Below are 25,193 nucleotides of genomic sequence, written 5' to 3'. Positions count from 1 at the left end.
CTTCACTATTCCTCCCCGCCTTATTCACTCTATTTTCCACTACAATTCTCCTTCCTTAATCATCTTATATATGGTCGATTTACCTATATCTAGCTTTTTAGCTACTTTCAATACATTGTTATCATACTTATCTAAAAAGTGCCTTATAATGTCTTTATTATACTCCTTCATGGTTTTTTCTTCCGTAACGAAGCTATCTTTTTTATCTGTAGGAATAAAGGAGATATCTTTTTCTGTAATTGTGTTGTCTTCACACATTACAGCGGCCAGTTCTATTATTGACTTCAACTCTCTAATGTTACCAGGAAAACCATAGCCCATAAGCTTTTTCTTTGCATGTTTATCTATGGTTATGGTGTCAAGCTTGTTTTCCTTGCTAAACTGTTTTAAAAAATATTCAGCTAGCACGAAAATGTCATTACCACGGTCTCTAAGAGGGGGAGAGGTGATAGGCAGGCCAACAATTCTATAATATAAATCTTCTCTAAAATTACCTTCGTTAACTTCGGCTGCTAAGTTTTTATGGGTAGCTATAATTACTCTTATATCGAGGGGTATGCTTTTATTACTACCAAGGCGGGTAATTTCTCTTTCTTGTAGTACCCGAAGAAGTTTGCTTTGAAGCTCTAGAGGCATCTCTCCGATTTCATCCAGAAATATGGTGCCTTTATTGGCTTCTTCGAATTTACCTGGCTTGCTGCCCACGGCTCCTGTAAATGCTCCTTTTTCATAACCGAATAGTTCGCTTTCCAGAAGATTGGCAGGAATAGCTGCCATGTTTACAGGAACAAATGCTTTATTTTTTCTAGGAGAATTATAATGGATGGCTTGGGCTACTAATTCTTTTCCGGTACCAGTTTCTCCAGTTATTGAAACATTAATATTGGTCTTGGCAGCTTTATTCATTACCTCAAATAGTTTTGTTACTTGAGGGCTATTACCTTTTATGAGTTTGTCAAAATCATATTTTTCATCGAGTTGCTGTTTTAGGCTTTTTACCTCTTCTCTTAAATCCTGCGTTTCTTTAATTTTTCCTACTGCGTTCCAAACAAGCTCTTTTGTATCATCATTTTTAATAAAATAGTCAGAAACACCCATTTTGAGAAGTTTTAGTGCTATGCCTACCTGCTCTTGCCCACTGACCACTATAACAGGGGTATTGGGCAGTTTACTCTTTATCTTAGAAAAGAGCTCATCGCCATCGATATCTGGTAGAGAGTAGTCCAGTGTGATAAGATCCGGATTTTTTGATAATGAGGCCAACACTTCTTTTGCTGTTTTAAATAATTCTACTTCATGATCAGGGTTTTGAGATAGATGATACTTTAGCATTTCGCCGAACCAAGGGTCATCTTCAACAATAAATATTCTATATGTTTGGGGCATTAGCCGTCCTCCTCACTGTAAGCCAGATATTTGTTATCTGTTTTGGTTAATAATCTCTTGTATCTATACCAAAAGATACATAAGATGTATTCAATTATCAATAATGAAGTTAAAATAGATAAAGATTGGCGTGTACATAATAAAGCTGTAATTACAAAAGTAGTATGTATCAAATAGATTATGTAGGACGCTTTCATGTGATTGGCACTTTTGTTTAATATTATATGATGAATATGGTTTTTATCTGCCGAGAAAGGAGATCTTTTTTGGGCTATTCGCTCTGTAAATAGCCTCAAAGTATCAAAAACAGGTAAGGCTAGTAGGCCAAATACCAAATTCATATTTACCTCAATAGGGTAAATATTATGAATGTCTGTAGTAATTATATGAATGCCCAAAACCGCGAATATGAATCCTAAAACTAATGATCCTGAGTCTCCCATAAATATTTTCGCAGGATGAAAATTATAAATTAGAAAGCTAAATAATACACCACTTATCAGAGCACAAAAAAGAGCCAGGTCTGATTGACCAATCATATAAAATACTACGGATAAGACTGTGGTGTTGATGAAGGATAAGCCTCCTGCAAGGCCATCAATTCCGTCAATAAGATTAAATGCATTAGTTACTCCAGCTATTATAATAATTGTTAAAGGTATTTGTAGCCAAGTTGCTATCTCATAAATACCTAAAACACCATGCAATGATTCTACCTTAATACCAGCAAAAGCAATAGCTCCAGCACAAAACAATTGTACAGCTAATCTTAATAAAGATGAAATGTCGAATTTATCATCAAGAAGACCTATTATAAATAGCATAGAAATGGTAATGATGAGAACATCCCATTTCTGGAAAGATGTTTGTGAGGGGAGCAGTGCATAAAATGCAGATATGCCAAGAAAAACAGCCACTCCTCCTAGTGCCGGTATTGGTGCAGTATGCACTTTTCTGTGGTTGGGTCTATCTACAAACTTGAATAGTATACCCCAATATCTGATGAGTGGTAATAATATTATGCCAACTATAAAGCCAATTGATGCATATATAAATGTATTCATGGTTTTAGTTTTATGGTTTATGTATTGATTCTAGAGATGAATAGTGAGCCATTTCATACTGTAGAAGGTCTGAAGTATGAATTGAAGAAGAAAGCTGTGGAGAGACTTTCCCTTTTGTTTTCTTGAAGGCTAAAATATCAACTAGGTAACCATATTTATTGGCTATAACCTCCCATGTATATCGCCTTTTAGCAATGTTTTTCATAGTGATGCTAAGCTGTTGAAGCTCTTCATTACTAGTGGAAATCAATAATTCTTGAAGCTCGTAGGTATTTTTGAAATACTTCGCCTTGTTTTCGGTAGTAGCTCTATTATAGGAGACATCAAAACAGAATATAGCTCTTTCTAAATACATGGCCTCTACAAGAGATGGGTTGGTACCACCGGCACTATGTCCATGAATATATACTTTGCAGTTTCCTCTTAAAACATCGAGGCTTTCCTGATCATATATAGGATCTAGAAGATGTAAATTTTTATACTGTTGATAACGCTCCCTACAAGAAATTCCATATTCGCTGTTTTTCCAGTTTCCAACTAGTACTAAGGCCATGTCACTTTGATTAGCAAAGCTTTCCAAGACCATTTGTATGTTATTTTCAGGCTCTATTCTACAAACCTTAAAGGCATAAGGAGAATCCAAAAATGAGTATTGCTCTATATGTGCTTTTGTGATTTCTCTTTTTAAAGTGTGGTCTCCTCCGTATTCAATGACATTACTTAATGTTTTATATTCGGAGGCAGTATAGTCTTGTATGGCCTCATTATCTGATATATCTACATGAGAATATTTTACAGCTAGCCTTTCGCAATATCTTAAATATTTTTTTACATACTTGCCCCACTTATCTCGCTTCCACTCCACGCCATCAATGGAAACAATTATTTTCTTATTGGTAAACCATTTCACAAATGGTAAAACAACAGCCCCAGGCACTCCCAATACTAATAGCACATCAGCATAAAATATAGCATGTATAATGGAAATGATATCATATATTATGCTTTGCGCTCCATTGGCATCAAATGGAAGAAAAACTAATCTTGCACCATTGTACTCTTTTAGGCGTTCTTCTTTAGCATATTTCTTTGCGCTACAGTATACTGTTAAATCATATTTTTTGTTTAGGAATTGGGTAAGGTAACTGACCAGTGTTTCAAAACCGCCGTAATTGGCAGGTAGGCCTACAGTTCCTATAATGGCTAATTTTTTCGTCTTCATGGTAGTTAGTTTTATTACTTCTACCAATGCCCAATTTGTGCCAATTACAAAAAGTGCTTATATGACTTAAATATTGCGGTTTAAGAGTATTTCTTTTCCGTTTTATGGAATGAACTCTAGTGGCTAGACTTTAAAGTGAATAGATCTGTTATAGCTTTTTTAAAATGATTAGGGTGGAAAGTGAGTGCAGACTCGAAGGCCTTTTTTGAAAGGGAATTGTAAAGAGTAGTTTCATTTTTAAGTTGAGTCAAAATCTTTTTTAACTCATCGGTGTTTTTTCCTGCAATGTGATATCCATTCTGGTTATGTGTAATGAGTTCACTGGCACCTCCTTTGGTAGGTACTATACAGGGTTTTCCATAATACATTCCTTCTAATACGGTCATTCCAAAAGTTTCTAACCATTCATCTGTTCTAGATAAGTTAACTAATACATCAGTATTTTGATAGAAGGGGTGTACGTCTTTTTGAGATGGATAGGTGTTTATGTTTTGACTTAATTGCTTATCTCTGAAATAATCTTCGATCTGTGCAGGTGATGCATTAAGAACCAAATCAAAATGCATTTCAGGTAACTCAGCAGCGAGTTTAATAAATTCAGGTATGCCTTTGAAGTCTTTAAGTGAACATATCATCAGAATATTGAATGAATGAGATGTGCTAGCTGTTTGATTATTGTTTTTAGCTAACTGAATAAAAGACTGAGGTAAACTATTATAGATAACTTGTTGATCAGAAACTGTTAATTGTAATGCATCTTTCAAGAAATGAGAAACATGAATGCAGGTAGAAGCGCAATGGTTAACGACAGTTATTAACCATTTTTTAAGTGCTTCTGGTTTTATAGACACCTCATGCATGTGGTATATGACCTTACTGTGCTTGAGCCTTCCGGCTATTGCAGCTCCAAAGGGTAGAATTGAGTTGATATAGATGATATCGTTTTTATTGGTTTTAACAAGAAAAACCAGTAACAGGTGTAGATTCACCTTTGCAAAGTTGAAAAGTGTTATTAGTTTGATTTTACTCCATCTATAATTTATAAATCTATAATTAACCCCCGGTATATCTGAAAGGAATCCATCTTCTGAAGCAGAGGTGAAAAGAATGATTTTATGACCTTCTTTTTGTAATGCTTCTAATGATTGTCTAAATACAAATGGGCTTCCACTTCTGTCATTAAGCAAATGAATGGCTAATATTCTGCTCATAAGTAAATAGGTCTTGATATATGTTTTTATATTGATTTCCTCTTACATTCCAATGAAGCCAGTTGTTGAAATGTTCCTTAGCCATTTTACTCTCGGAATTCATGAGTGATGATGAATAATATAGCTCCAATAATTTAGTTCTGTAAGCATCTACTTCACTATCATAGCCATTCATGGTCACTTTTAGAGAAGAGCTTAAGGGCACTAGTTCTCCGGGACCGTAATTATCATAACAAAGTACGGGGACACCAAAAGAAAGTGCTTCCGCTACTACCATTCCGGCCCCTTCATGAGAAGGAAATAAAAATACAGAGGCCTTCTGGTAGAGTTTTAGTAAAGCATCTCTGTTTATCCAAGATATGAAAGTACAATTATCTTTGAGGTCAAGCATGTCACTTAGTTTCATTAATTTTTCTTTTTGAGGGCCACTTCCGATAAGTAATAAGTTCACCTTTTCCTGATCTTCTACTGGCAGGCTGTTTTTAAACGCAGAAAATGCTTTAATGGTCACGTCAAATCCTTTTAAAGGAACCATTCTTGCCGCCATCATTACTGTAAACTTGTTTTTGTGTTCCGAAGATAATATTACCGGATTTTCAACAGCAACAGATGGTATAATTTCGTATTTAAATTCATTGAGCTTAAGCTTTTGAGCTACGGATGAATTCATACATAATATTTTTATCGCTTTTTTCTTAGTGATCCATAAAAAGGGGTCAAGGTGCCAGAAAATGTTTTTCACTACCCATAGTATTCTATCTTTCAGGTAGTACGATTTGCCATATTTCAAAAGGTGTTCTTTAGGGATTTTAGGATGATGTCCTATAGGGCCCCATACAAAAGGTTTAGATAGTAACCATAAGAAGGAAGGAGACCAATCATTATGAAAGTTGAAATTATGCGCTACATCAAACTTGGCTTTTTTTCGCCAAAGAAATAGAGGCATACCCAGCTGCCACATGTAAAAGTATATCATGGATAATAGTGGACCTTTTTTCCACCATCTAGTCCATTTGGGCCAGTCATAATATAAAAATGAAATAGAATTGAGGTCTTTTATACAACACTCATTTTCTTTAATGTATTTCTCAATGTCAGGTCTGTTATTTTTTCGGGTAACAGCTATTACATGATTATGGCGGGCTACTTGCAGTATGCCGTTCCAGCCCATGCCATCTTCCGAGCCCTTGTATGGATTGACCGCATAAGCGGTGATAAGTATCGTTTTCATGTCAGGCAACTATTAGTTGGTCTTGTGGTCTTCTACTTTTAATTAATTTTGCAGGTACACCTCCTATGATGGAGTATGGGGGAAAAGATTTTGTTACTACTGCTCCTGCTGCTATAACTGAGCCACGTCCTATTACAACCCCATCTAGAATGGTTACTTTACTCCCTATCCAGCAATCTTTTTCAACATAAATTCCTTTTCTAGATACTCCTTGATGCTTGATAAGCATATCAAGGTCATTGTAATTATGGTTCTCAGGATGGCAACTGAAGTACTGACCAATAATGCAGTTACTTTCTATATTAAGCCCACCGGCTCCACCTAAGTAGGCATACTCTCCAATACCTACATTATCGCAAATGCAAATATGACTACCAGGGTCTTGTAATGTGGTAGATACCACTACTCGACTAAAAGATCCTATGCTGACATTATTTCCTATTCTGAGCCCTCTTTTAGATAATCCGTTTAACTCTACCCTGTCTCCTAATTTCATGAACTTGCCAAAGGATATTTTACTTGAAAACTTAAAACTCACTCCTTTTCCCAGCATAGCTCCTTTAGGATTTTTGAATAATAAAAGGAGCTTAAGGCCTCTTAGAATAGAAAAAAATGTATAACTAATGAAGGATAGAAGTATCCTCAAGTCCACAGTAGGAGCCAATTGAAAGTTAGGATTTCTTTTCTGAATTGCTTTTTCTACTAATCTTATCATCACAACTTCGTTTTAATGGTGTTCATAATACCACTTAGTGTGGCTTCCAGTTGAATATTTTCCATTGGTAGGAATTTCGACCGACTATATTTGCTAGAGAATTGATCGAAAAGATTTAAGTACTTATGAGTCAATTCTTCAATTACAGGTTTTGATAGTTCTTTCTTTCTGTTGGTGATAGTTTCAGCATCTGCATAGAGAAAGAAGTTATAATCTGGTTTAGCTACAAGGGCATAAAGAGACTTTACAAAAGATTCGGATAGGTGAATATTAGATCTTTTACCGTCGTTAATAAAGTCATAATAATAGCGATCATATAATACAATATATCCTCTTCGTAAATACTTGAAGTATACTATCCACTGACCAAAAACGTAGTCCAAATAGTAATAGAGAAATCTTAAGGCTGATGAAAGTCGGCTTTTATTCTCTCCTTGTCTGGGCAATGTAGATACAGCCCTTGCTTCTGCCTGCGCTTTTCCATATTTCCAAGCACTTAGAATAGGTAGTATGGATGGCCTATGCCTAAGTACGATTACATTTTTTCGATATACCTTCTCCAAATCATTTTTCACATGATTTATAATGGTAGACTTACCTGCTCCATCCACTCCGCTAAAAGTAATAATGATGCCAGAGTTGTTGAACAGTTGTCTGAAGCTATCCAGTAAGTAGTTAATATTATTAGCCCATTTCTCAAGGCCTCTGTTAAAAGGCTGATCAGATAAATATTTTGTGAGCTTAATATTATTCTCCGGTGAGTACTTGGCTAGCTTATCAAAATTAGTCTGTTCTAATTGGATTCTGTCATATAAACATTTCATTATCTGACTTTTAAATCCAATTTTTAAATGGTTATAATAAGAGATGTATTTTTCAGGAATGTCTGTTTTATTAAGTGTGTAAAATGAATAAATATATAAGAAACCATCTGTCAAGTGAGGCACTTTGATACCAGAGGAGCTTTTGTGAGCATTACTTAGCACTGAATCGGTATCTGTCATTAAGATATTTTTCCTCTTGAGTTTATAAAGAAGGTCGATTGAGAAAAATCCTCCATTTTTAGTAAAACAGTCCAGAGAAGTCATAAATGATTTCTTTCTGATTCTAAGCTTCTCTACAGCAGGGTGTTTTTTTACATATTTAATCATCTCTTTTGCATCAGTTTTATCTATGCATACATCTAGGTCAGATCTTAAGCTTAGCTGATACGGGTTTTCATTGATAGATTTTAATAGCGCATGGTTTGTGGCGTGTATTCTGTCTAGAATATCTGATATAAGTAATTCTCTCATATTACCACGGCTTATGGCCGTTTCTGTAAGAGCATCGTTCCAGACTTTAATTAGCCAGTTAATTTGTACATGCCAGTTTTTTTGTTCTTCATAGATAAGTAAAGAGTGAGTGGCCTGTTTTAATAGGTACAGTTCTATGTAATTATAAAGGTCTTCTTTACTTTCAACATTGAGAAATTGGGCTATCTTTTTACATATATCAAAACCATTAAAATTATGTCTTACCAATATTTCTTCCTGAAAATGAAAATGGATGAGGTCATAATATAAGGGTGCTTCCGTTTTGCTAAATTCCAGGTCATATAGATAAAATTGTTCGTTAGCTATATAGCTGTTCCATGGGGTGAAATCTCCATGACAATAAGTGAATGCAGTTTCATCTGAAATAGCAATTTGATCAAAACGATCTACCAGCTTTTGCTTTATACCCATCGGGATTTTATTGTTATCCAGCTCTTTGAGTTTTTGAATATCTTTAGCTAAATCACTGTAGAAGCTGGATGAAGATAAAGACATTATTTGATGACTACCCTCTATGAGTCTGTTCTGGTATGTTAATAGCTCAGGGCTATAGGCTTTTATTTTAGAGGAGTTTTCCGTTTTAATAGATCCAATTATAATTTTTGAAGGATTAGAATAGTCTATAATTTCAGGAGTAATGATGCCTTTAAATTTATTATCCCAAGTGAGTAAACCTTTGTATTCTTTAGCTAGGCATACCAAAGACGCACCTGTCAGTGCCACTTTACTAAAGACAGGTTTTTCTTTTTCAAAATGAAAACAAACCGCTTTTCTATATTTTCCGGGTGTTCCTGTGAAAATAGTGAATTGGTTGAATTTCAATATTTTCCAATTCAATATATCATTGATATGTATGTGTAGCTTAGTTTTTTTAAAGAAAAATGACTGAAGTTTAATCAGAAAAATGAGCCTGACCATCACAGTAAAGAGCTTAGCTTTAAAATTGTTTACACTATAGAATTCTAAAAATGAGGCATTTTCGGCATTTGATGACCATATCCATCGTAAGGTACCATCAGGATTATTAAAAGTATAAAAGGTCTCCTCCTGAAAGTTTGTCTTGGTATCTTGTGTTATACGGATGTTGAAGGCAGCGAAAACCTGCTCAACGATATAATAGTCTTCGGTGTGTAGTTGTTGGTTTTTCATAATAACAGAATTGCCAACAAAGTGCCATCTCGATATTTAATTGTAAGTATTTGAAAATCAATCAATTAAATCATTTAAATACTCTTTAATCTTCCTTGGAATGGAGTTGATTCCGATTTATGGAATGGAAAGATCAGGTCTTGTTCTTCTCAGGTATAGTTTTTCGGAACGGGACAGGATTGGGTGATACTTGAAAGAGATACCAAAAATAAGCAATTGATAAAAAAGTATTCCGTAGTTAGTTTCACCAAAGATGCCGAATTCGGTAAACGAGTTTATAATAATGGGAATTAGTATTCCTAAGAGCATGAGTTTTTTCTCTTTGTCTTCAAAATTGAGAAATCCCCTGATAGTGGCTATCATTTGTAAAAGCACTAGACCGAAGCCAACAAAGCCAAGGTTCATAAGTACCTGGATGAAAGTGTTGTGGGTCATTTGACCAGCATAGGTGTGTACACCTTTGAAATAGTCTTTATAGGCTATTCTCATAAAACCGAATCCAAACCAGGGCTCTCTGGGTAAGCCTTCATTCAAAAGAGCTGTCCAGAAGGGCAGTCTGCCGGTCATACTAAGTACTTCTTCCACATCACCTTGTTTAATAAATATGGTCTGTACTATAACCGGGATAGAGAATACAGCCCCTACATTGATAGCCAGTTTGAGTTTGATATTGTCTGACTGCCTGATGTGAAAGAAAACGACCAGCAAAAAACCAATCATAGATGATCGAGAACCTGTTAAAATTAGTGCGTAGAGGACTAAAAGAATTTTGATAATAGTCCATACTTTTCGATGGTTGCGATATAAATTAAAAATATAGCAGCAAATGCTCACTACGCAGAGCATACCTAATTCGTTCGGATTCATCATATACCCTCCGAGCCTGGCCTCTTCACCTCCGTGTGTCATCCTATAAAACTCATCAGGAGCTATCATAAGCCCTATAATGAAAATTAGGATGATTAGGAAGGAGGCATTAGCGAGAATGTGATAGAATTTGACGTTAGCTTTAGGAAAGAAAACTTCTAATACCTCAAAGCTTTTCATGTAATAATAGCAAAACACAAAGCTTTCTAAGTCCATAAACCACTGGAGCGAGCTATGACTTGGTTTTGTGGACCACATAAAGGAAATAAACCCCAATAGAAGATAACCTCCATAGAGTAGAGGAGAAAATACATTATTCCATTTAAAGGAATCTACTCCGCCTTTTTTCAGAATATATTTAAAAGCATAATAAGCCGCTATGGTCATCATTATGCGACTAAATACTTTAAATACTCTTGTAATAGCAACATTTTCACTCCAGGTGAAGAAACCAGCTATTTTTACTGCCATAATTATGGTCAGTATCAGATATATTTTTTTTGAAAATTTCTCTATGTCAAGCTGCTTCTGCATGATCAGAGGTATACATTTTAGCGTAGCCGTTTAATAGAGTAAACCAGTTGAAGCTTTCAGTAACCATTTTCTTTGCATTGGCTTTTACCTGTTTACTTTTGGTGCTCAATTCTTTCTTTAGGAAGCAAAGCCCTTCATAAAGTTCTTTTCCTTTGGTTTGTTCCATTACATATCCGCAACTATAGTTTCTTATAGCATCACCTAGGTTGGTGGCTTCAGTTATTAAAGTAGGAATACCTAAGGAGGCGGCCTCCAAAACAGCGGTAGGTAAACCTTCATTTCTGGAAGGGTGAGCAAACACATCTAATTGGCTTAGTAAATCAAATTTTTCTTGTCCGTATTTACTACCATAAAAAATAACTTTTCCGTTACCGAAAGGCGCAATTTCCCTCTTAAGTGATTGAAGATCCTGCCCGTCACCAATTAGCCATAATTCAGCATTAGGGTTTTCATTAGAAAATTTAAGAAACCCTTCTGTAAGGGCATCAAGTCCTTTAGTGTAGGCATCCATCCGGCCGCAAAAACCAATAATAAACTTGTCTGGTTGAGGTTCTGATTTATAAACTTCCTCAATGAGGTTGAAACCATAAGGTATAAGGTAGGTTTTTGCATTTTTGAAGAGTTTTTTAGTTCCTATCACCTCACTTTTACCTAAGCAATGTACATATTGCGCGTTATTAGCCAGGTTTTTTTCGAATATTTTTAAATAAAGCTTTTTAAGGTAGAAACTTCTTCGGAGTGCTATTTCATTATAACTGCCATGAGGCGTGAAAACATAAGGAATGTCATTTTTTACTAACTTTTTGGCTAGTGTGAAGAAGGTGGGGATGAACCCTCCATGCAAATGAACTACAATGTTGTTTTTTTTATGCCCTATTGTTAATGCTTCAACAAGGCTGTTATCAACTTTGTAAAGATTTCTGTATGCCTGAAATAGGCGGAGGTTATATTCTCTTTTTGGCGTTTCGCTATATAGGTCACGCGTAATTCCCCAAACCTCTACGTTCCATCCTGCCAAAACCTGGTGAGTAGCTAATTCATGCACTACTTTATTAACCCCGTTCATCCTAGCCGGATTGGCTTTTCCTAATACGATATGAATTACTTTAGTGTCCAACTTAATTGCTTTGTTTTAGTGATAATAATGGTCCAATACAGGTTAATGAGTATCTGGCTAAGTAGCCAGCCCATCACCACGCCTACAGCATTCCATTGCTCAATGAACCATTGGGCACAAATAACAGAAGCTGTCATACTGATTGCATATCCTATAAAGTAATGTCTGGAATCCCCTAATACCCGAATAAATAGCTTAACAGGGAAAGAAGACAAAATGATGATATATAGCAGGCAACACCACCTCAGTAATGAGGAATATGCCACATAATCATGATTAATGAATGAGAGAATCTGGCTGGAAAATATTGCTGCCAGAATAAGTATAGGAGCTGTCAAAAGTCCAATCTTTCGGATCATTCTAAAAGTGAATTGAAGGGCATCATCAATGTTTTTAGAGATCAGCCTACTAAGGTAGGGTAGGAAGTAATTTTCCAGCCCTTGAATGGCTACATTAAAAACACCCATAGTGGTTTGTGCTAAACGGAGTACACCAAGTACGGCATTACCAGCAATAACGGCGGAGGCAGCTAGTAGGTAGTTGGAAGCTCCCCATTGTATTAAGGCTGTAGGAACCAACCAGCGAGCGCTGATCCAATGTTCTTTTACATATTTTATTAATTCAGGTCTATATAGGAATACTTTTCTTTCTGAAAGAAGAGAAAATATTAATGCAGGTAATGTAGTACCTCCAATAGTTAAAAATAACTCTATTAAAGAAGGTGAAATGTTCTTTATCCAAAATAGAGAAAGTAATAAGAGTTGACCTAGTGATGAAATCAGGTCACTGACAAGGGCAGTTCTTAATTTTCCTTTTGCTATTAAATATCTTCTTAAATGCTCTTGAGATAACTGCATTGAGGCGAAGAATGTAAAAGCATAGCTTACTTCTCTTTCAAACATACCAGTAAGAGTATTAAATGCTACAAACCCTATGGCTAGCAATACAATAAAGATCAATTGTAGGTATTGAACAGAAGCTGAATAATGGTTAACTTCTTCCCCTTCTTTTTTGCCTAAGAATACCTGCATTGGCTGACTTAAGGTCGCTATCTGGAAAGCTAAAATGAGTAGCAACGCTATTTGCCACGCACTGAACTCACCAAAAACACTAACACCACAAAGAGCCACCATAATAATATTGGTTAAAAAAGTGGTACCGCTTACAGCTACCTGATTTGTGACCACTATCAATTTGTCGTTATTCAATATTTTATTGATCAAACTCATGCTTGTGCTGCTTTTTTGTTTTTTATAATTCTCAGCAGTGGTAAATAATATCTCCTTCCTAATCGGCTTATTTTTCTTACTATAAGCTTTATAATGCTTGGGTTATAGTCTGCTCTGTTCAGACCGAAAAAAGTATTAGGAAGAGTATATTCATCATGTAAGAGGTTGAATTCATTTATTCTTTTAGCTGGGGTTACTCTGCTATCAAGCATAAATAAGTTTATGTCTGCAGCAGACATGAGCATTAGCGAGTAGTTGTCATCATCGAGAGATACATTATCAATGATTTTTATAGTGTTAGCGTTGAGGTGTTGAAAGACTAATCTTTGCTCGTCTCTATCAAAATGCGTGTCGTAAGCATCTACTTTTACTACATTAAAGCCTCTTTTTTGTAAAGATTTAGCAAGATGCTTTACAAAAAATGATCGGCCTTCTGGGGCTGTAAATGAGCTTACACAAACAATATTTCCAGGCCTAAAAAAACCTTTTAATTCTAATTTGATACCTAATTGCTGAAACCCTTTTTCTATGGTAGAAGCTTTTATAAACTTAGGAATTTCAATAGCAATGGGTATATCTGAGTTTTTTTCTATTGTAAGCGTGTCATTCACTTTTGCTTTCATAGAATGTACTACCAATATGGCAGCCACACCAAAGCCTAAGCCTAAGATGCCCGTCACAAACATGATGAGTGTTTTGTTGGGGGAAACAGGCTTCGATGGTACCTCACCGTATGATATGATCCTATGAAAGGACACAGAAGCTGCTCTTGCTATTTCAGCTTCAGTACGTTTTTCATGTAAGAAGTTGTAAATTTTCTGGTTAAGCATGAAATTTCTTTCCAGTATGGTAAGGTCCTTCTCTCTTGTAGGAAGCCCTATAAATGCTGTTTCTGCTTTTTTAATGGTTTCGTCTATCTGGTTGTATTTTATGGCCAGGTTGTTTCTGGTGTTTTTAATACTTTCTATCAGGTAGTTTGAAATGTCATTAATCTTTTCATTAACTAGTTTTACTTTTTCATCTTCAGGGGTGTAAATGGTTAGTAGTTCTTTCCTCTCTGCCTGTAGATTTTTAAGGTTTTTAACCATTTCAGTTGAAAGCAAATCATTAAATGCCTCAAAAGTAGGAGCCAGCTCAAGGAAGTTAGATTTACCTATATCTATATAGTTATTCAATGAGTCAATAGCTGCTAAATTCATTTTTAAATTGGCCAGCTGTATTCGCATTTGAGAAATCTGGCGCAGATCTGTTTCTGTCTCCTGTCTTACGTTGATGATATCATTAACATTTCTGTAGGTTTCTATTTCCTCTTCAGAATCTTTCAACCTCTGACCTATTTCAGCTAATTGTTCCTCTAGAAAATGTACCGTTACATCAGTGGCTTTATATTTATCTTCTTCATAATCTTCTATATAAGCTCGGCACAGTCTATTTACCATATCAGCAGTTTTTTGAGGAACTTCACTCTCATAGCCGACTCTTAAAATGGCAATATCTTTATCAATGGAGATAATGTCCAAACCACCGGCGACTTCCTTCACTAGCTTGTCTCTCTCTCTTACTTTAAATTGATATTGATCCACCAGCTTTAAATAAGGCTTTTGCTCTAATAGGTCCTTGTTTTTAGTGATAATTAGTTCGCTACCTTCAAAGTGAATTGTATCACCGAATACTGTTCTTATATCTTTTCCAGGACCTAATGATAGTTTGATAGAATCATTGGAGATAATGTTTAATCCTATCATTTTTTCTCTCCATTCATCTCTAAGGCTGTCATAATTTACTATAAATGGGCACTCATCATATAGTTCCGAAGTGCTCATTTTACCGATTCTAAAGGTTTGTATGTCAAACTTGAGACTGTCTAACGCTCTATTTATGATACGGCTGGATTGAATAACTTCTATTTCAGCTCCTATTTTATTTTTGTTGGTGAATATATCAAAGTCCTTATATAGCATAGTGCTAGTAGGGCCTTCATTATTATCGGCAAGGCGTATTTTTGCCGCACTTTCATATTTAGGTGTGGCATATTTCAAATATCTGGATGCAATATTAACAGCCCCTAAAAAGCATACTGCTATTATAGGCAGTCCTCTTAGTAGCGGTCTTAGTAAACGGAAGTTTTTAGTTAACTCTTTCATGGTTCGAAGATGAAGCTTGCTATAATGGCCAAAGTACTTACTGCAGAACCTATCGGAATTAAGGTCGTCACTTTCTTGTCAAAAGTTTTTCCTTTACGGGAAGGAGCGTATACTACATCGCCAGGTAATATGGCTATGTTTTTTTCATGATAACCATCAATAGTGGTTAAGTCTATGTGTGCTACATAGGTCTCACCATCTATTTCACGGATTACCTGAATGTCTGATTTATCAGCGTAAAAATCAAAATCTCCAGCGAAGCCGAGCACATCTATAAGTTGGTTCTTGTCTCTTTCCAGGCCTAGTTTGCCTGGGCTTGTGAACTCTCCGAGTACAGTTATTTCTTTATTGAGAACCTTTACGTTGATGATTGGCTCTTTAATCCAAGTACTAAACTGTTTAGTTAATGTAATTTCAGCCTCTCTTACTGATAATCCTTCTATTTGGAATTGCCCTAGCTTGGGTACATCTATGAATCCATTTTTATCTACCATCAGCCATTTTCCATATACCTCGTTAGAGTTATATATACCATAAATGGAACCAACGCCCAGGTCGTCATGTCCCCAAATACTTATGCTGATCTTATCATCCTTTTTGATCGTATATGTGAGGCTGTCAGACTGATAAAAAACCGGATCGATGCCTTTCTTTTTTGATTGAAATAGGTTCTGTGTACATGAACCTAAAAAAAAGGGCATGATTATATAAATGAATATGTGGTAGTTGGTTTTCATAGGTTTGAGGTGTTGTTATTTCTATTGAAGAAATTGATATACAAAACCGCATATTATGGCGGCAATGAGCATAATACCTACTAGAGAATGAACACGGCTGGGTTTAGGGTTATTCTTCTCTTGAAGAAGAGTGTTTACTTTTATAATTTTCTCCACTACCTCTTCTATGCGGTTTAATTCCTCTTCCTCTTTTATAATATAATCAAAAGCACCAATTTTCAAAGATTTAACTGCTACTTCCATAGATTGCTGACCACTGATAAGTACCACATATATGTTTGGGTTAAATCTTTTGATTTTCTGCAGTACCTCCAGTCCGTTCATATCATCCATGTGATAATCAAGAAAAATGATATCAGGTTCTTCTGTTAGAGCATTAAGACAGCTGGTGCCACTATGGTAAATGCTGATGTCTTTGAAACCAAGGTTTACGAGATGTTGTTCGTATAAATACGTTCTGAAGATATCGTCGTCCACAACAAATACTTTCATTTTTTCTTTCGTTTTCATATTCTTTTCCAGTTTTGTTAAGTTACTATTCTAAGAATATGCCAAAGGGTTGATTTTCACTAAAATGCTGTTATACAGTGGTTTGACATAGAGAGAGGTATTTCATTTTTCCATTTGATGGAAAGGCTTCCTTAGAAAGGAGTTAGAAAGTTTTTTATAAACTTATGTTTTCTGATCATATTTGAGGTCTTAAAAAAATGGCCATATTCGCCTTATGAGGATATTTTTGATTATTGTTTTTAGTAGTATAAGTTATAGTCTGCAAGCACAAGTAGGCCTGAGTGGTAGAGCTATGAATCAGTTTGAAAAGGGGAATGAGATAAAAGCAGAAGAGCTTCTTCTGAAGGCCCTACAAAAAGATAGTACGCTTAGCTCTCCTTATTATGTAAAGGCTTTTATTTTATATGAGACAGATTCATTATATCAGCAAATAGATTCGGCCTATTATTATGTGAAGCAAAGTTTGGCTCACTTTGCTAAAATGGATGAGAAATCAATTCTAAAACATAAGAGAGAAGGGGTGGATAGCCTGAGTATAATGGCCTTAGAGAAAAAGATAGATAGCGTGGCATATAAACGGGCTGAAGAAGTGAACACAGAGGCTTCTTATATGTATTTTATAGAGTATTATCAGGGAGCGCCTCAGGAAAAAGAGGCTGTAGAAAATAGGAATGCACTGGCCTATATAAAAGCCAATAAGGAAAATACTTATGAAAGTTACAGGAAGTTTATTGAAAAGTACCCTGAAGCTAAACAGGTAGTCGAGGCTGAAGAAAAATTTGAAAGACTATATTATGATAAAAGTACACAAGATGAGCAACTTGATAGCTATTTGAGTTTCTTAAAAAAGAACCCAGATACTCCTTATAGAAATGAAGCCGAGCAGAATATATTTCAGATAGTAACTGCCGATAATCAGCCCCAGAGTTACAGGAGATTTATTGGTATGTTTAACAAAGGGGCAGCCAGAAAAAAAGCTATCGATTTTTTATATCACATATTAAAGCAGCGTGTCGAAGAGCTGGATAAACATCTAATTAATGATTCTCTCAAGTATATTGATAAATGGGATAAGCGAGTGATATTCCCCATTAGAGAAAATGGGAAGTATGGCTTTATGGATGCATCCGGAGAACTAGTTATTACTCCTATTCTTACATCTGTGGGAGAAGAGATGCTTTGTGGTAATCTCGATAATGGCATATATAAGGCTGAGGGAGGGCTCTATGCAATAAATAATGCCCCTGTATATAAAGGAAAATTAGATGCTTGGGATGATTTAGGAGGAGGTCTGGTTAAAATAGAATATTCTGGTAAATATGGAGTAATTCATAAAGCTGGTTATACTGTTCTTCCTATTGAATATGATGCGATTAAAGTTGTAGACAGTACTTTTATTCAATATAAGAAGGGAAGCTTTTGGGGAATTTCCACCTACAGTGGTCGAATTTTAACCAAGCCACTTTTCAATGATATTATCTGGCAAGGAGACTTTGTGGTTCTAGAAAATGGCAACAAATATTCTCTTAAAAATATAGATAACTTACTGAATGCCGCCAATGGAGCTTTATTGTATTTTGATATGCCTTATGATGACTTTCAATGGCGCGGTGGTGATATCATGTGGGTAGAGCGGGGAGATGCAGAAGCATTATTCAATACAAACTTGGAACAAGTAACACCTTTAAGCCCCCAGAAAATAAGTATGCTAGAAAAAGGGTTTTACATTGAGAAAGGGGCTGAAAAGTATGTGATGAGAGAAGATTTTAGTGTAATTGACGTTGATTCTATTCAATTGGCCTCTTTTAATAAATATTGGGGAGCGCTTTCGCATAGTGGTTACTACTCTCTTTATAATATACAAAGAGAGCAATTAGAAAAACAGCACATTGATTCTGTAGCGCTGATAGGGAACCATTTTGCAGTGTCTTATTCTTCTGATTCTGTTTTTCTACATACACCAGACTCTTCAGTTCAAATCAATAAAGGCGATAAATTATCATTAATACCTGCTACAGATTCTAATGAATATGTCATACGGCAGGGAGTAGGAGGCCAAGTGATTATTGATGAAAGAGGAAAAAGTATCTATACCGGTAGTTTTCAAGAGGCTAAGGCACTAGGAAATCAAATGATAATTATTTCTAAAATGAACAAAGGCCTTATTTCAAACGAAGGGAAATCTTTATTGCCCTTTGTGTATGAGGCTATTGGGAATTATAATGATGGTTACATTTCATTATTGAGAAATAAGAAGTTTGGAATTTATAATTATAAAAAAGAGCTGCTAATTCCCTCAGAATACAATCAGAATATAAGGCCTTATAATCAAAGCCTATTAATAGTAGGAGAGCAGGGCGGTCTTGGTTTTGTAGATGTAAATAATCAGAAATTTGGAGAAACGAGTTTTGATGAAATAACTTACTGGAATGACAGTGTTGCTTTGGTAAAGGAAGACCTGGTCTGGAAGCTTTATGATATCTATCATAATGAAATAGTTAATAATGATATCAAATCTATTCACTTCGTAAAACAAGTGGATCAAGAGTCCGTGGCTATATTTTTAAAAGAGAGTGGCTATGGTGTTTATAGTAGTTTAGTAGGGGAAGTCTTGCCTCCTACTTTTAATGATATAATTAACATAGGTACCGCTGATACTCCTGTTTACTTCACAGAGAAACATGTAGTGGAGGCAGAGCTTTATATAGCGATATATTACAGTCAAAAAGGGAATATGTTATATAAGCAGGTTTATGAGCCTGAAGAGTATGCTGAAATTTACTGTGATAACTAGTATTTAGGGACTTAGTCTTCATTATTTCTTATAATTGTAACCCACAATATCAATTTGGATTCAAAATGAAGAAAATTACGTTAATTGTAGGGCTCTTTTTACTGTCTGTAGCAAGTTATGCTCAGGGCCAAAAACCGAAGTTAATAGTAGGTATAGTGGTTGATCAGATGAGACAGGAATATCTTTACAGATTTAATGATAAATTTGGGGAAGATGGTTTTAACCGTCTAATTAATGAGGGTTTTATGTTTAAAAATGCTCATTTTAACTACGTTCCCACTTATACAGGTCCAGGTCATACCTCGGTATATACAGGTTCTACCCCGGCTATACATGGTATCATCGCTAATGACTGGTATGCCAAAGAATTGAAGCACCACATTTACTGTGCTTCAGATAGCACAGAGCAAACAGTGGGTAGTAGTTCTTCGAAGGGAGAGATGTCTCCGCGTAATTTGTTAACTACTACAATTACTGATGAATTGAAATTAGCCACTCAGAAAAGAGCCAAAACCATAGGGATTTCTATGAAAGACCGAGGAGCCATTTTTCCGGCAGGACACCTGGGAGAGGCTTATTGGTATGACACTAAAACCGGAAATTTCATTACTAGCACCTATTATAAAAATCAATTACCTAAATGGTTAGATGATTTCAATGATGAGAAACTGGCAAAAAAATACTTATCTGGGAAATGGGAGCCTATCAATAAAATTAGCTCCTATACCGCATCAGGCTCTGATGATAACAATTACGAGGGTGATTTTTATGGTCAGGGAAATGTTTTAGGAAATGGTTACAAGCTGGATAAGAAAAATTTCGGTCAGCTACCCGCAACTCCTTTTGGAAATGATATATTGAAGGATTTGGCCATAGCTACTATTGAAAGAGAGAACCTGGGCAAAGGTGCTGAGACTGACTTTTTAGCAATAAGCTTTTCTTCTACTGATTACATAGGTCATAGATTTGGCCCTAATTCTGTAGAAGTGGAAGACACCTATATTCGCCTTGATAGAAATATTGCCTCCATTCTAAAGAAGCTCGATGAGCAGGTAGGTGAAGGAAATTATACTGTATTCCTTACTGCCGACCATGCAGTGGCTGAAGTGCCTCAGTATTTTGTGGACAATAAAATACCTTCTGGCTATTTCGTTCATAATTTACAAAAAGAGATTAATACATTTTTGTCTAAGAAATTTGGAGATGGAGACTGGGTTGAGAATGTAAGTAATATGCAGGTGTTTCTTAATTATGAAACTGTATCTCAAAACAAGAGTACTTTACATGAAATACAAGAAGAAGTGGCTCATTATTTAATGACTTTGACGGGAATAAAGGAGACATATCCTGCATACATGATTCATAACCTTGATTATGAAACTCAAGGTATTAAAGGTCTTTTGACTAGAGGATATAATCAAAAAAGATCGGGAGATGTATTGTATGTATTGGAACCGTCTTGGTTGGAGTCAGGTCAGCTAGAAGGAAATACAGGGTCTACTCATGGCTCTACTTATACATATGACACCCATGTGCCTATGTTGTTTTTTGGTAATAGTGTGAAACATGGTGTCTCAGTGAAGTATCATCCTATTACGGATATTGCACCTTCTATTGCCATGATCTTGGATATCATGTTGCCAAATGGAGCTACGGGTCAACCTGCAGACGAGCTTTTCGCTGAATAGGTATATGTTCAGCAAATTTTAATTTTAAATTTTAATATTTTAGCCTATATTTTAAAGAAACACTTTATATAATTTATGTCGAAAACTGAAGAATTTAGTAATCGTTGGGGAATTGTTTTAGCATCTTTAGGAATGGCCATTGGGGCGGGAAATCTTTGGAGATTTCCACGGCTGGCTGGTCAGTATGGAGGTGCATTTTTAATTTTATGGATAGTATTTTTGATGGTCTGGTCCGTGCCTATACTTATGGCAGAGTTTTCTATCGGAAAGAAATTTAAGAAAGGAGTAATCGGATCTTTTGGTAGAGTTGCTGGTAAAGGCCTTACCTGGGGAGGTTTCTTCATTACTATGTGTACTCTCATGATTGCTTTTTATTATTCAGTGGTAACAGGCTGGGCTCTTCGCTACTTAGGTCTGTCTGCTGAGAATTTATTTGATTTTTTCCAAGGTCAAAATACGCTGGCGGCTGATCTTCAAGCTAATCCTGATTATATGGAAGAGTTTTGGCAATCCATTGCCTATAAAAGTCCATGGACTCTTGGGTTGTATGTTTGTGCAATTTTTGCAAGTCTTTATGTGTTAATAAGGGGAGTGCAAAATGGTCTTGAGAAGGCGAATAAAATTCTTATACCTACTCTATTTAGCCTTTTAATAGTTATTACAGTAATGGCCCTTACCATGGATAATGGCTATAAAGGCCTCGAGTATATGTATTCTATAGATACGAGACACTTTTCTAATCCTACCATATGGATAGAAGCTTTGTCTCAATCTGCCTGGTCTACGGGAGCAGGATGGGGGCTTATCATGACTATCTCTTCCTACTCAAGAGAAAGAGAAGATGTGGTGCTCAACACTTTTATTGGAGGATTTGGAAATAACACTGCCTCACTAATGGCAGGTATGGCTATTTTACCAGCTGTTTTTGCTATGGCACCAACAGAAGGAGCAGCTATTGCGTCGCTGCAAAGCGGAAATCAAGCCTTAACCTTTACTATTATACCAAGGCTTTTTGCTACTATACCTGGTGGTCCGGTACTGTCATTTATTTTCTTTTTTGCCTTCTTTTTAGCAGCTTTTAGTTCATTACTACCAATGCTTGAGCTATTGATTAGTAACTTAAAAGATATAGGCCTTACCAGAAAAAGAGCAGGTCTAGCCACTATGGTTTGCTGTATTGTTTTTGGTCTTCCTTCAGCTTATTCTCTGGATATTTTCAACAACCAAGATTGGGTATGGGGTATAGGCCTGATTATTTCAGGACTCTTTATTGTGATAGCTGTGCTGAAGTATGGAATAGAATCTTTCAAGAAAGATTTTATCGATACAGATTCAGACTTTAATGTACCAGTTAAATTTTTCAAGGCGGCCTTGATTTTTAACTTACTATTAGGTGTTATCTTGATATACTGGTGGATGTCTCAGGGCTATTCAGAATATCCTTGGTTTGATGCTGATGGAAACTGGAATGTTTTTGATATTTACAGTAATGCATCTATTATAACACAGTGGGCTGTGATCGTAATCATAGGTCTGATATTAAATAACTTTTTATATAAAAAATTCGTGAAATGAGTATAGGAGCAATTGTATCGATGGTTTGTATTTTAGGAACAGTAGCTGGTGGCTTTGTTTACTTTCTTTCACAAGCACTGAAAAATGAGGCTCGGCATAAGAAAGAGGCCGAGGCTAACGGAGAATAAATACAAATTAAAGTTGAAATAAATTGAAAGTCTGGATGATTAACATCCAGACTTTTTTCATATAGATTCTTGTCATTAAATACTATTTAATATTTTCAATGTCAGATACTTACATGATTATGTTTTATGTGAAATATGTCCAGAAAAATAAGTAGAAGGAGGTTACTTTAAGGCTGTAAACTTTATGTAGAAATGGTTATATGATTTTTTTAAACTAAAGGTTTATGGTGAAATTTTACTCTTTTTTAATTTTTTTTGTTTTCATCCATGTAGGGCTTCAGGCTCAAAGTTGGCTTGGGTTTCATTCTAGTAACTATGCAGGTGTTCAGGGAATAAGCCATCAACCTGCTTCAATTGCCGATAGCAGATATAAATTCCAACTCAATTTGGTTTCTATTGATGCTTTTGCTGCCAACAATTATTACTCCATTCCTAATAGTGACTTTAAGAAGTTTGATATAGATACTGATCGACTTATAGAGAGTTCTAAGAGTAGTGGTAAAGGTGTTTTTGTGGCCTCTGAGCTATATACGCCTATGTCTTTTATGTTAACTATGAGCCCTAAACATGCCTTGGCTATTACAGCCAGAGTACGTTTGATGGCTAACGTAGATGGTGTAAGTGAAGATGTTGCTAATTTCTTGGATCGACTTGATGATGAGTCGGGGTTTGTTATTGATGCAGGTGAAAGTTACGATATAAGTGATTTATACGTGCAAAGTCATCTATGGGCTGAATATGGACTTACCTATGCAAGGGTGATTAGAGGTGAAGGAAAGCACTTTTTAAAAGCTGGAGGTACCTTTAAATTGCTTGATGGTATTGCTTCAGGTTACGGGTATGTTAATAGTTTACAATATGATGGTCTTCAGGATGACCGAGTAAATGTTCCTAATGTGGATGTATCTTCAGGCTTTAATCAAGAGCTAGATGATGAGGATTTTGAATATAACCCACTTTCTAATATTGGTGTAGGTCTTGATCTAGGTGTGGTTTATGAGTTTAGACCTAATATGGATTCATATCAGTATAGTATGGATGGGGAAGATGGTTTATGGAGAAGAGATAAGAATAAGTATAAGTACAGAATAGGCCTTTCCTTACTTGATTTAGGGGCTATAAATTATGATAGAAGTGAGGATAGTGGTCATATTACAGGTAGTGAAGATAATATTGATGTTAATAATCTCGATGGAGATGAAGATGAGATTATTGAAAGCCTATTCAATTTTGAAAGAGGTGGTGAATATAAAATGAATTTACCCACTAGGTTGGTAGGAGATTTTGATTACAATGTACATGGAGGTTTGTACTTGAACCTGACTTCTCAAATAGCTTTTAAAGGCGGAAGCGGAGATAGGGAAAAGACACGTTATGTGAGTACTGTTTCTCTTACTCCTAGAATTGAGAAAAAGGGAATAGAGTTAGGTCTTCCTTTCTCGTATGATAAATTTGCTAATTTAAATAGTGGAGTGTACTTCAGAGCTGGACCAGTGGTGTTGGGTTCTCGAGATTGGATAAGTAATTATCTTTTAGGAAAGGACCCTACAAGTGCTAGTGTGTATTTTGGGTTAAGATTTGGGATTACTTATAAGAAAAAGAAAGATCGTGATAATGATGGTGTTTCTAATAAAATGGATGTATGTCCTAAAGTGCCTGGTGTGTGGGCTTTTAAAGGGTGTCCAGATACTGATGGAGACGGAGTACAGGATAGTGAAGATAAATGCCCTGAGATTGCTGGTGTAGTAGAGCTAAATGGTTGCCCTGATGCCGATGGTGATGGTATAACGGACAGTGAAGATGAATGCCCACAGGTGGCCGGATTGAAAGAGTTTAAAGGTTGCCCTGATACTGATGTTGATGGCGTTAAAGATTCTGATGACGAATGTCCAGAAATTCCTGGTAAGGCAGAGTTCAAAGGCTGTGCTGATACAGATGGTGACGGAGTGAAAGATAGTGAAGATCTATGTCCTAACTTGGCTGGTGATCCTGCAAAAGGTGGATGTCCTGATAGTGATGGAGATGGAATTTACGATAATGAAGATAAATGTCCTAAAGTGGCAGGACCAGCAGAAAACTCTGGCTGCCCTTATGCAGATACTGATGGAGATGGAATTATCGATTCTGAAGATGAATGTGTACTGATTCCTGGAATACCTGAAAATAACGGATGTCCTGCTATTAAAGAGGAGGAGCAAGAAATATTGAATACTGCTTTCAAAAATCTTGAATTTGAGAGTGGAAGTAATAAAATAAAGGTGTCTTCTTACAGTGCTTTAGTGGAGTTGGCTAATCTTTTGAAGAAGAAACCAGAGTGGAGGCTTCAGGTTTCTGGCCATACCGATAGTCAAGGTGCTGCTGCTAATAATTTGAAACTGTCAAAAGATAGAGCTCAGGCTGTAGCTGACTTTTTAGGAGAGCAGGGAATAGATAAAGAGCGTTTTGAAGTAAGAGGCTTTGGAGAAACTCAGCCCATTACAACTAATGATACTGCTGAAGGAAGAAAGCAAAACAGACGAGTTGAATTAGAGGTGCTAATGAAATAATCACGTGGCATTGAGGAAACAAAAAAGGTC

18 protein-coding genes are annotated in these 25,193 nt (G+C 35.9%); 5 read left to right on the top strand and 13 right to left on the bottom strand.

Going from position 1 to position 25,193, the window contains the following annotated elements:
- Window positions 1-39: 39 nt before the first annotated feature.
- The 13 genes from JL102_RS11650 to JL102_RS11590 form a co-directional block, all read right to left on the bottom strand.
- Complete coding sequence (locus JL102_RS11650; protein WP_202244588.1) at window positions 40-1,386, bottom strand: sigma-54-dependent transcriptional regulator; 1,347 nt, start codon at window positions 1,384-1,386, stop codon at window positions 40-42.
- Window positions 1,386-2,450, bottom strand: a complete 1,065-nt coding sequence (locus tag JL102_RS11645; RefSeq protein WP_202244587.1) for a glycosyltransferase family 4 protein — start codon at window positions 2,448-2,450, stop codon at window positions 1,386-1,388. Before JL102_RS11645 ends, JL102_RS11650 begins: the two co-directional genes overlap by 1 nt.
- 10 nt (window positions 2,451-2,460) lie before the next feature.
- The gene (locus JL102_RS11640; RefSeq protein WP_202244586.1) at window positions 2,461-3,672 is read right to left on the bottom strand and encodes a DUF1972 domain-containing protein; all 1,212 of its coding nucleotides are present in this window, start codon (window positions 3,670-3,672) and stop codon (window positions 2,461-2,463) included.
- A gap of 116 nt (window positions 3,673-3,788) precedes the next feature.
- The gene (locus JL102_RS11635; protein WP_202244585.1) at window positions 3,789-4,883 is read right to left on the bottom strand and encodes a glycosyltransferase family 4 protein; all 1,095 of its coding nucleotides are present in this window, start codon (window positions 4,881-4,883) and stop codon (window positions 3,789-3,791) included.
- Window positions 4,852-6,114, bottom strand: a complete 1,263-nt coding sequence (locus JL102_RS11630) for a glycosyltransferase family 4 protein (protein WP_202244584.1) — start codon at window positions 6,112-6,114, stop codon at window positions 4,852-4,854. Before JL102_RS11630 ends, JL102_RS11635 begins: the two co-directional genes overlap by 32 nt.
- A 1-nt stretch (window position 6,115) precedes the next feature.
- Window positions 6,116-6,829: an acyltransferase gene (locus JL102_RS11625; protein ID WP_202244583.1), complete on the bottom strand. Its 714-nt coding sequence runs from the start codon at window positions 6,827-6,829 to the stop codon at window positions 6,116-6,118.
- A complete protein-coding gene (locus JL102_RS11620) occupies window positions 6,829-9,294 on the bottom strand; it encodes a nucleoside/nucleotide kinase family protein (RefSeq protein ID WP_202244582.1) in 2,466 nt (821 codons plus the stop codon). The genes JL102_RS11625 and JL102_RS11620 overlap by 1 nt, the downstream gene beginning before the upstream one ends.
- Before the next feature lie 117 nt (window positions 9,295-9,411).
- Window positions 9,412-10,695, bottom strand: coding sequence for an O-antigen ligase family protein (locus JL102_RS11615; RefSeq protein WP_202244581.1), 1,284 nt, complete (start codon window positions 10,693-10,695; stop codon window positions 9,412-9,414).
- Window positions 10,679-11,812, bottom strand: a complete 1,134-nt coding sequence (locus tag JL102_RS11610) for a glycosyltransferase family 4 protein (protein WP_202244580.1) — start codon at window positions 11,810-11,812, stop codon at window positions 10,679-10,681. The genes JL102_RS11615 and JL102_RS11610 overlap by 17 nt, the downstream gene beginning before the upstream one ends.
- On the bottom strand, window positions 11,797-13,041 hold the full coding sequence (locus JL102_RS11605) for a lipopolysaccharide biosynthesis protein (RefSeq protein WP_202244579.1): 1,245 nt from the start codon (window positions 13,039-13,041) through the stop codon (window positions 11,797-11,799). Before JL102_RS11605 ends, JL102_RS11610 begins: the two co-directional genes overlap by 16 nt.
- Window positions 13,038-15,185, bottom strand: a complete 2,148-nt coding sequence (locus JL102_RS11600; protein ID WP_202244578.1) for a GumC family protein — start codon at window positions 15,183-15,185, stop codon at window positions 13,038-13,040. The genes JL102_RS11605 and JL102_RS11600 overlap by 4 nt, the downstream gene beginning before the upstream one ends.
- Window positions 15,182-15,886 (bottom strand): polysaccharide biosynthesis/export family protein, encoded by a 705-nt coding sequence (locus JL102_RS11595; RefSeq protein WP_202244577.1) that lies wholly within the window; start codon window positions 15,884-15,886, stop codon window positions 15,182-15,184. Before JL102_RS11595 ends, JL102_RS11600 begins: the two co-directional genes overlap by 4 nt.
- A gap of 57 nt (window positions 15,887-15,943) precedes the next feature.
- The gene (locus JL102_RS11590; protein ID WP_202244576.1) at window positions 15,944-16,432 is read right to left on the bottom strand and encodes a response regulator; all 489 of its coding nucleotides are present in this window, start codon (window positions 16,430-16,432) and stop codon (window positions 15,944-15,946) included.
- 214 nt (window positions 16,433-16,646) lie between these two features.
- Between JL102_RS11590 and JL102_RS11585 the strand changes: the two genes are divergently transcribed.
- The 5 genes from JL102_RS11585 (at window position 16,647) to JL102_RS11570 (ending at window position 25,163) form a co-directional block, all read left to right on the top strand.
- Window positions 16,647-19,226: a WG repeat-containing protein gene (locus tag JL102_RS11585; RefSeq protein WP_202244575.1), complete on the top strand. Its 2,580-nt coding sequence runs from the start codon at window positions 16,647-16,649 to the stop codon at window positions 19,224-19,226.
- Window positions 19,227-19,291: 65 nt separating this feature from the next.
- Window positions 19,292-20,914: an alkaline phosphatase PafA gene (gene pafA / locus JL102_RS11580; RefSeq protein ID WP_202244574.1), complete on the top strand. Its 1,623-nt coding sequence runs from the start codon at window positions 19,292-19,294 to the stop codon at window positions 20,912-20,914.
- 75 nt (window positions 20,915-20,989) lie between these two features.
- Window positions 20,990-22,489: a sodium-dependent transporter gene (locus JL102_RS11575; protein WP_202244573.1), complete on the top strand. Its 1,500-nt coding sequence runs from the start codon at window positions 20,990-20,992 to the stop codon at window positions 22,487-22,489.
- Window positions 22,486-22,617 (top strand): hypothetical protein, encoded by a 132-nt coding sequence (locus JL102_RS23810; RefSeq protein ID WP_262896860.1) that lies wholly within the window; start codon window positions 22,486-22,488, stop codon window positions 22,615-22,617. The genes JL102_RS11575 and JL102_RS23810 overlap by 4 nt, the downstream gene beginning before the upstream one ends.
- A 224-nt stretch (window positions 22,618-22,841) precedes the next feature.
- Window positions 22,842-25,163 carry a DUF5723 family protein gene (locus JL102_RS11570; protein WP_202244572.1) on the top strand — a complete coding sequence of 774 codons (2,322 nt, stop codon included), beginning with the start codon at window positions 22,842-22,844 and terminating at the stop codon, window positions 25,161-25,163.
- Window positions 25,164-25,193 lie beyond the last annotated feature (30 nt).

This window comes from Fulvivirga sediminis, assembly GCF_016757215.1.
In the GTDB taxonomy this organism is placed as follows: Bacteria; Bacteroidota; Bacteroidia; order Cytophagales; family Cyclobacteriaceae; genus Fulvivirga; species Fulvivirga sediminis.
This window is presented reverse-complemented; position numbering and strand designations above follow the sequence as displayed.

Bases quoted from the DNA above. Each gene is read 5' to 3' on its own strand.
- JL102_RS11570 (WP_202244572.1), top strand. From the start codon at position 22,842: ATGGTGAAATTTTACTCTTTTTTAATTTTTTTTGTTTTCATCCATGTA.
- JL102_RS11625 (WP_202244583.1), bottom strand. From the start codon at position 6,829: ATGATAAGATTAGTAGAAAAAGCAATTCAGAAAAGAAATCCTAACTTT.
- JL102_RS11615 (WP_202244581.1), bottom strand. From the start codon at position 10,695: ATGCAGAAGCAGCTTGACATAGAGAAATTTTCAAAAAAAATATATCTG.
- JL102_RS11645 (WP_202244587.1), bottom strand. From the start codon at position 2,450: ATGAATACATTTATATATGCATCAATTGGCTTTATAGTTGGCATAATA.
- JL102_RS11585 (WP_202244575.1), top strand. From the start codon at position 16,647: ATGAGGATATTTTTGATTATTGTTTTTAGTAGTATAAGTTATAGTCTG.
- JL102_RS11600 (WP_202244578.1), bottom strand. From the start codon at position 15,185: ATGAAAGAGTTAACTAAAAACTTCCGTTTACTAAGACCGCTACTAAGA.
- JL102_RS11635 (WP_202244585.1), bottom strand. From the start codon at position 4,883: ATGAGCAGAATATTAGCCATTCATTTGCTTAATGACAGAAGTGGAAGC.
- JL102_RS11575 (WP_202244573.1), top strand. From the start codon at position 20,990: ATGTCGAAAACTGAAGAATTTAGTAATCGTTGGGGAATTGTTTTAGCA.
- JL102_RS11640 (WP_202244586.1), bottom strand. From the start codon at position 3,672: ATGAAGACGAAAAAATTAGCCATTATAGGAACTGTAGGCCTACCTGCC.
- JL102_RS23810 (WP_262896860.1), top strand. From the start codon at position 22,486: ATGAGTATAGGAGCAATTGTATCGATGGTTTGTATTTTAGGAACAGTA.
- JL102_RS11650 (WP_202244588.1), bottom strand. From the start codon at position 1,386: ATGCCCCAAACATATAGAATATTTATTGTTGAAGATGACCCTTGGTTC.
- JL102_RS11630 (WP_202244584.1), bottom strand. From the start codon at position 6,114: ATGAAAACGATACTTATCACCGCTTATGCGGTCAATCCATACAAGGGC.
- pafA (WP_202244574.1), top strand. From the start codon at position 19,292: ATGAAGAAAATTACGTTAATTGTAGGGCTCTTTTTACTGTCTGTAGCA.
- JL102_RS11620 (WP_202244582.1), bottom strand. From the start codon at position 9,294: ATGAAAAACCAACAACTACACACCGAAGACTATTATATCGTTGAGCAG.
- JL102_RS11590 (WP_202244576.1), bottom strand. From the start codon at position 16,432: ATGAAAACGAAAGAAAAAATGAAAGTATTTGTTGTGGACGACGATATC.
- JL102_RS11595 (WP_202244577.1), bottom strand. From the start codon at position 15,886: ATGCCCTTTTTTTTAGGTTCATGTACACAGAACCTATTTCAATCAAAA.
- JL102_RS11605 (WP_202244579.1), bottom strand. From the start codon at position 13,041: ATGAGTTTGATCAATAAAATATTGAATAACGACAAATTGATAGTGGTC.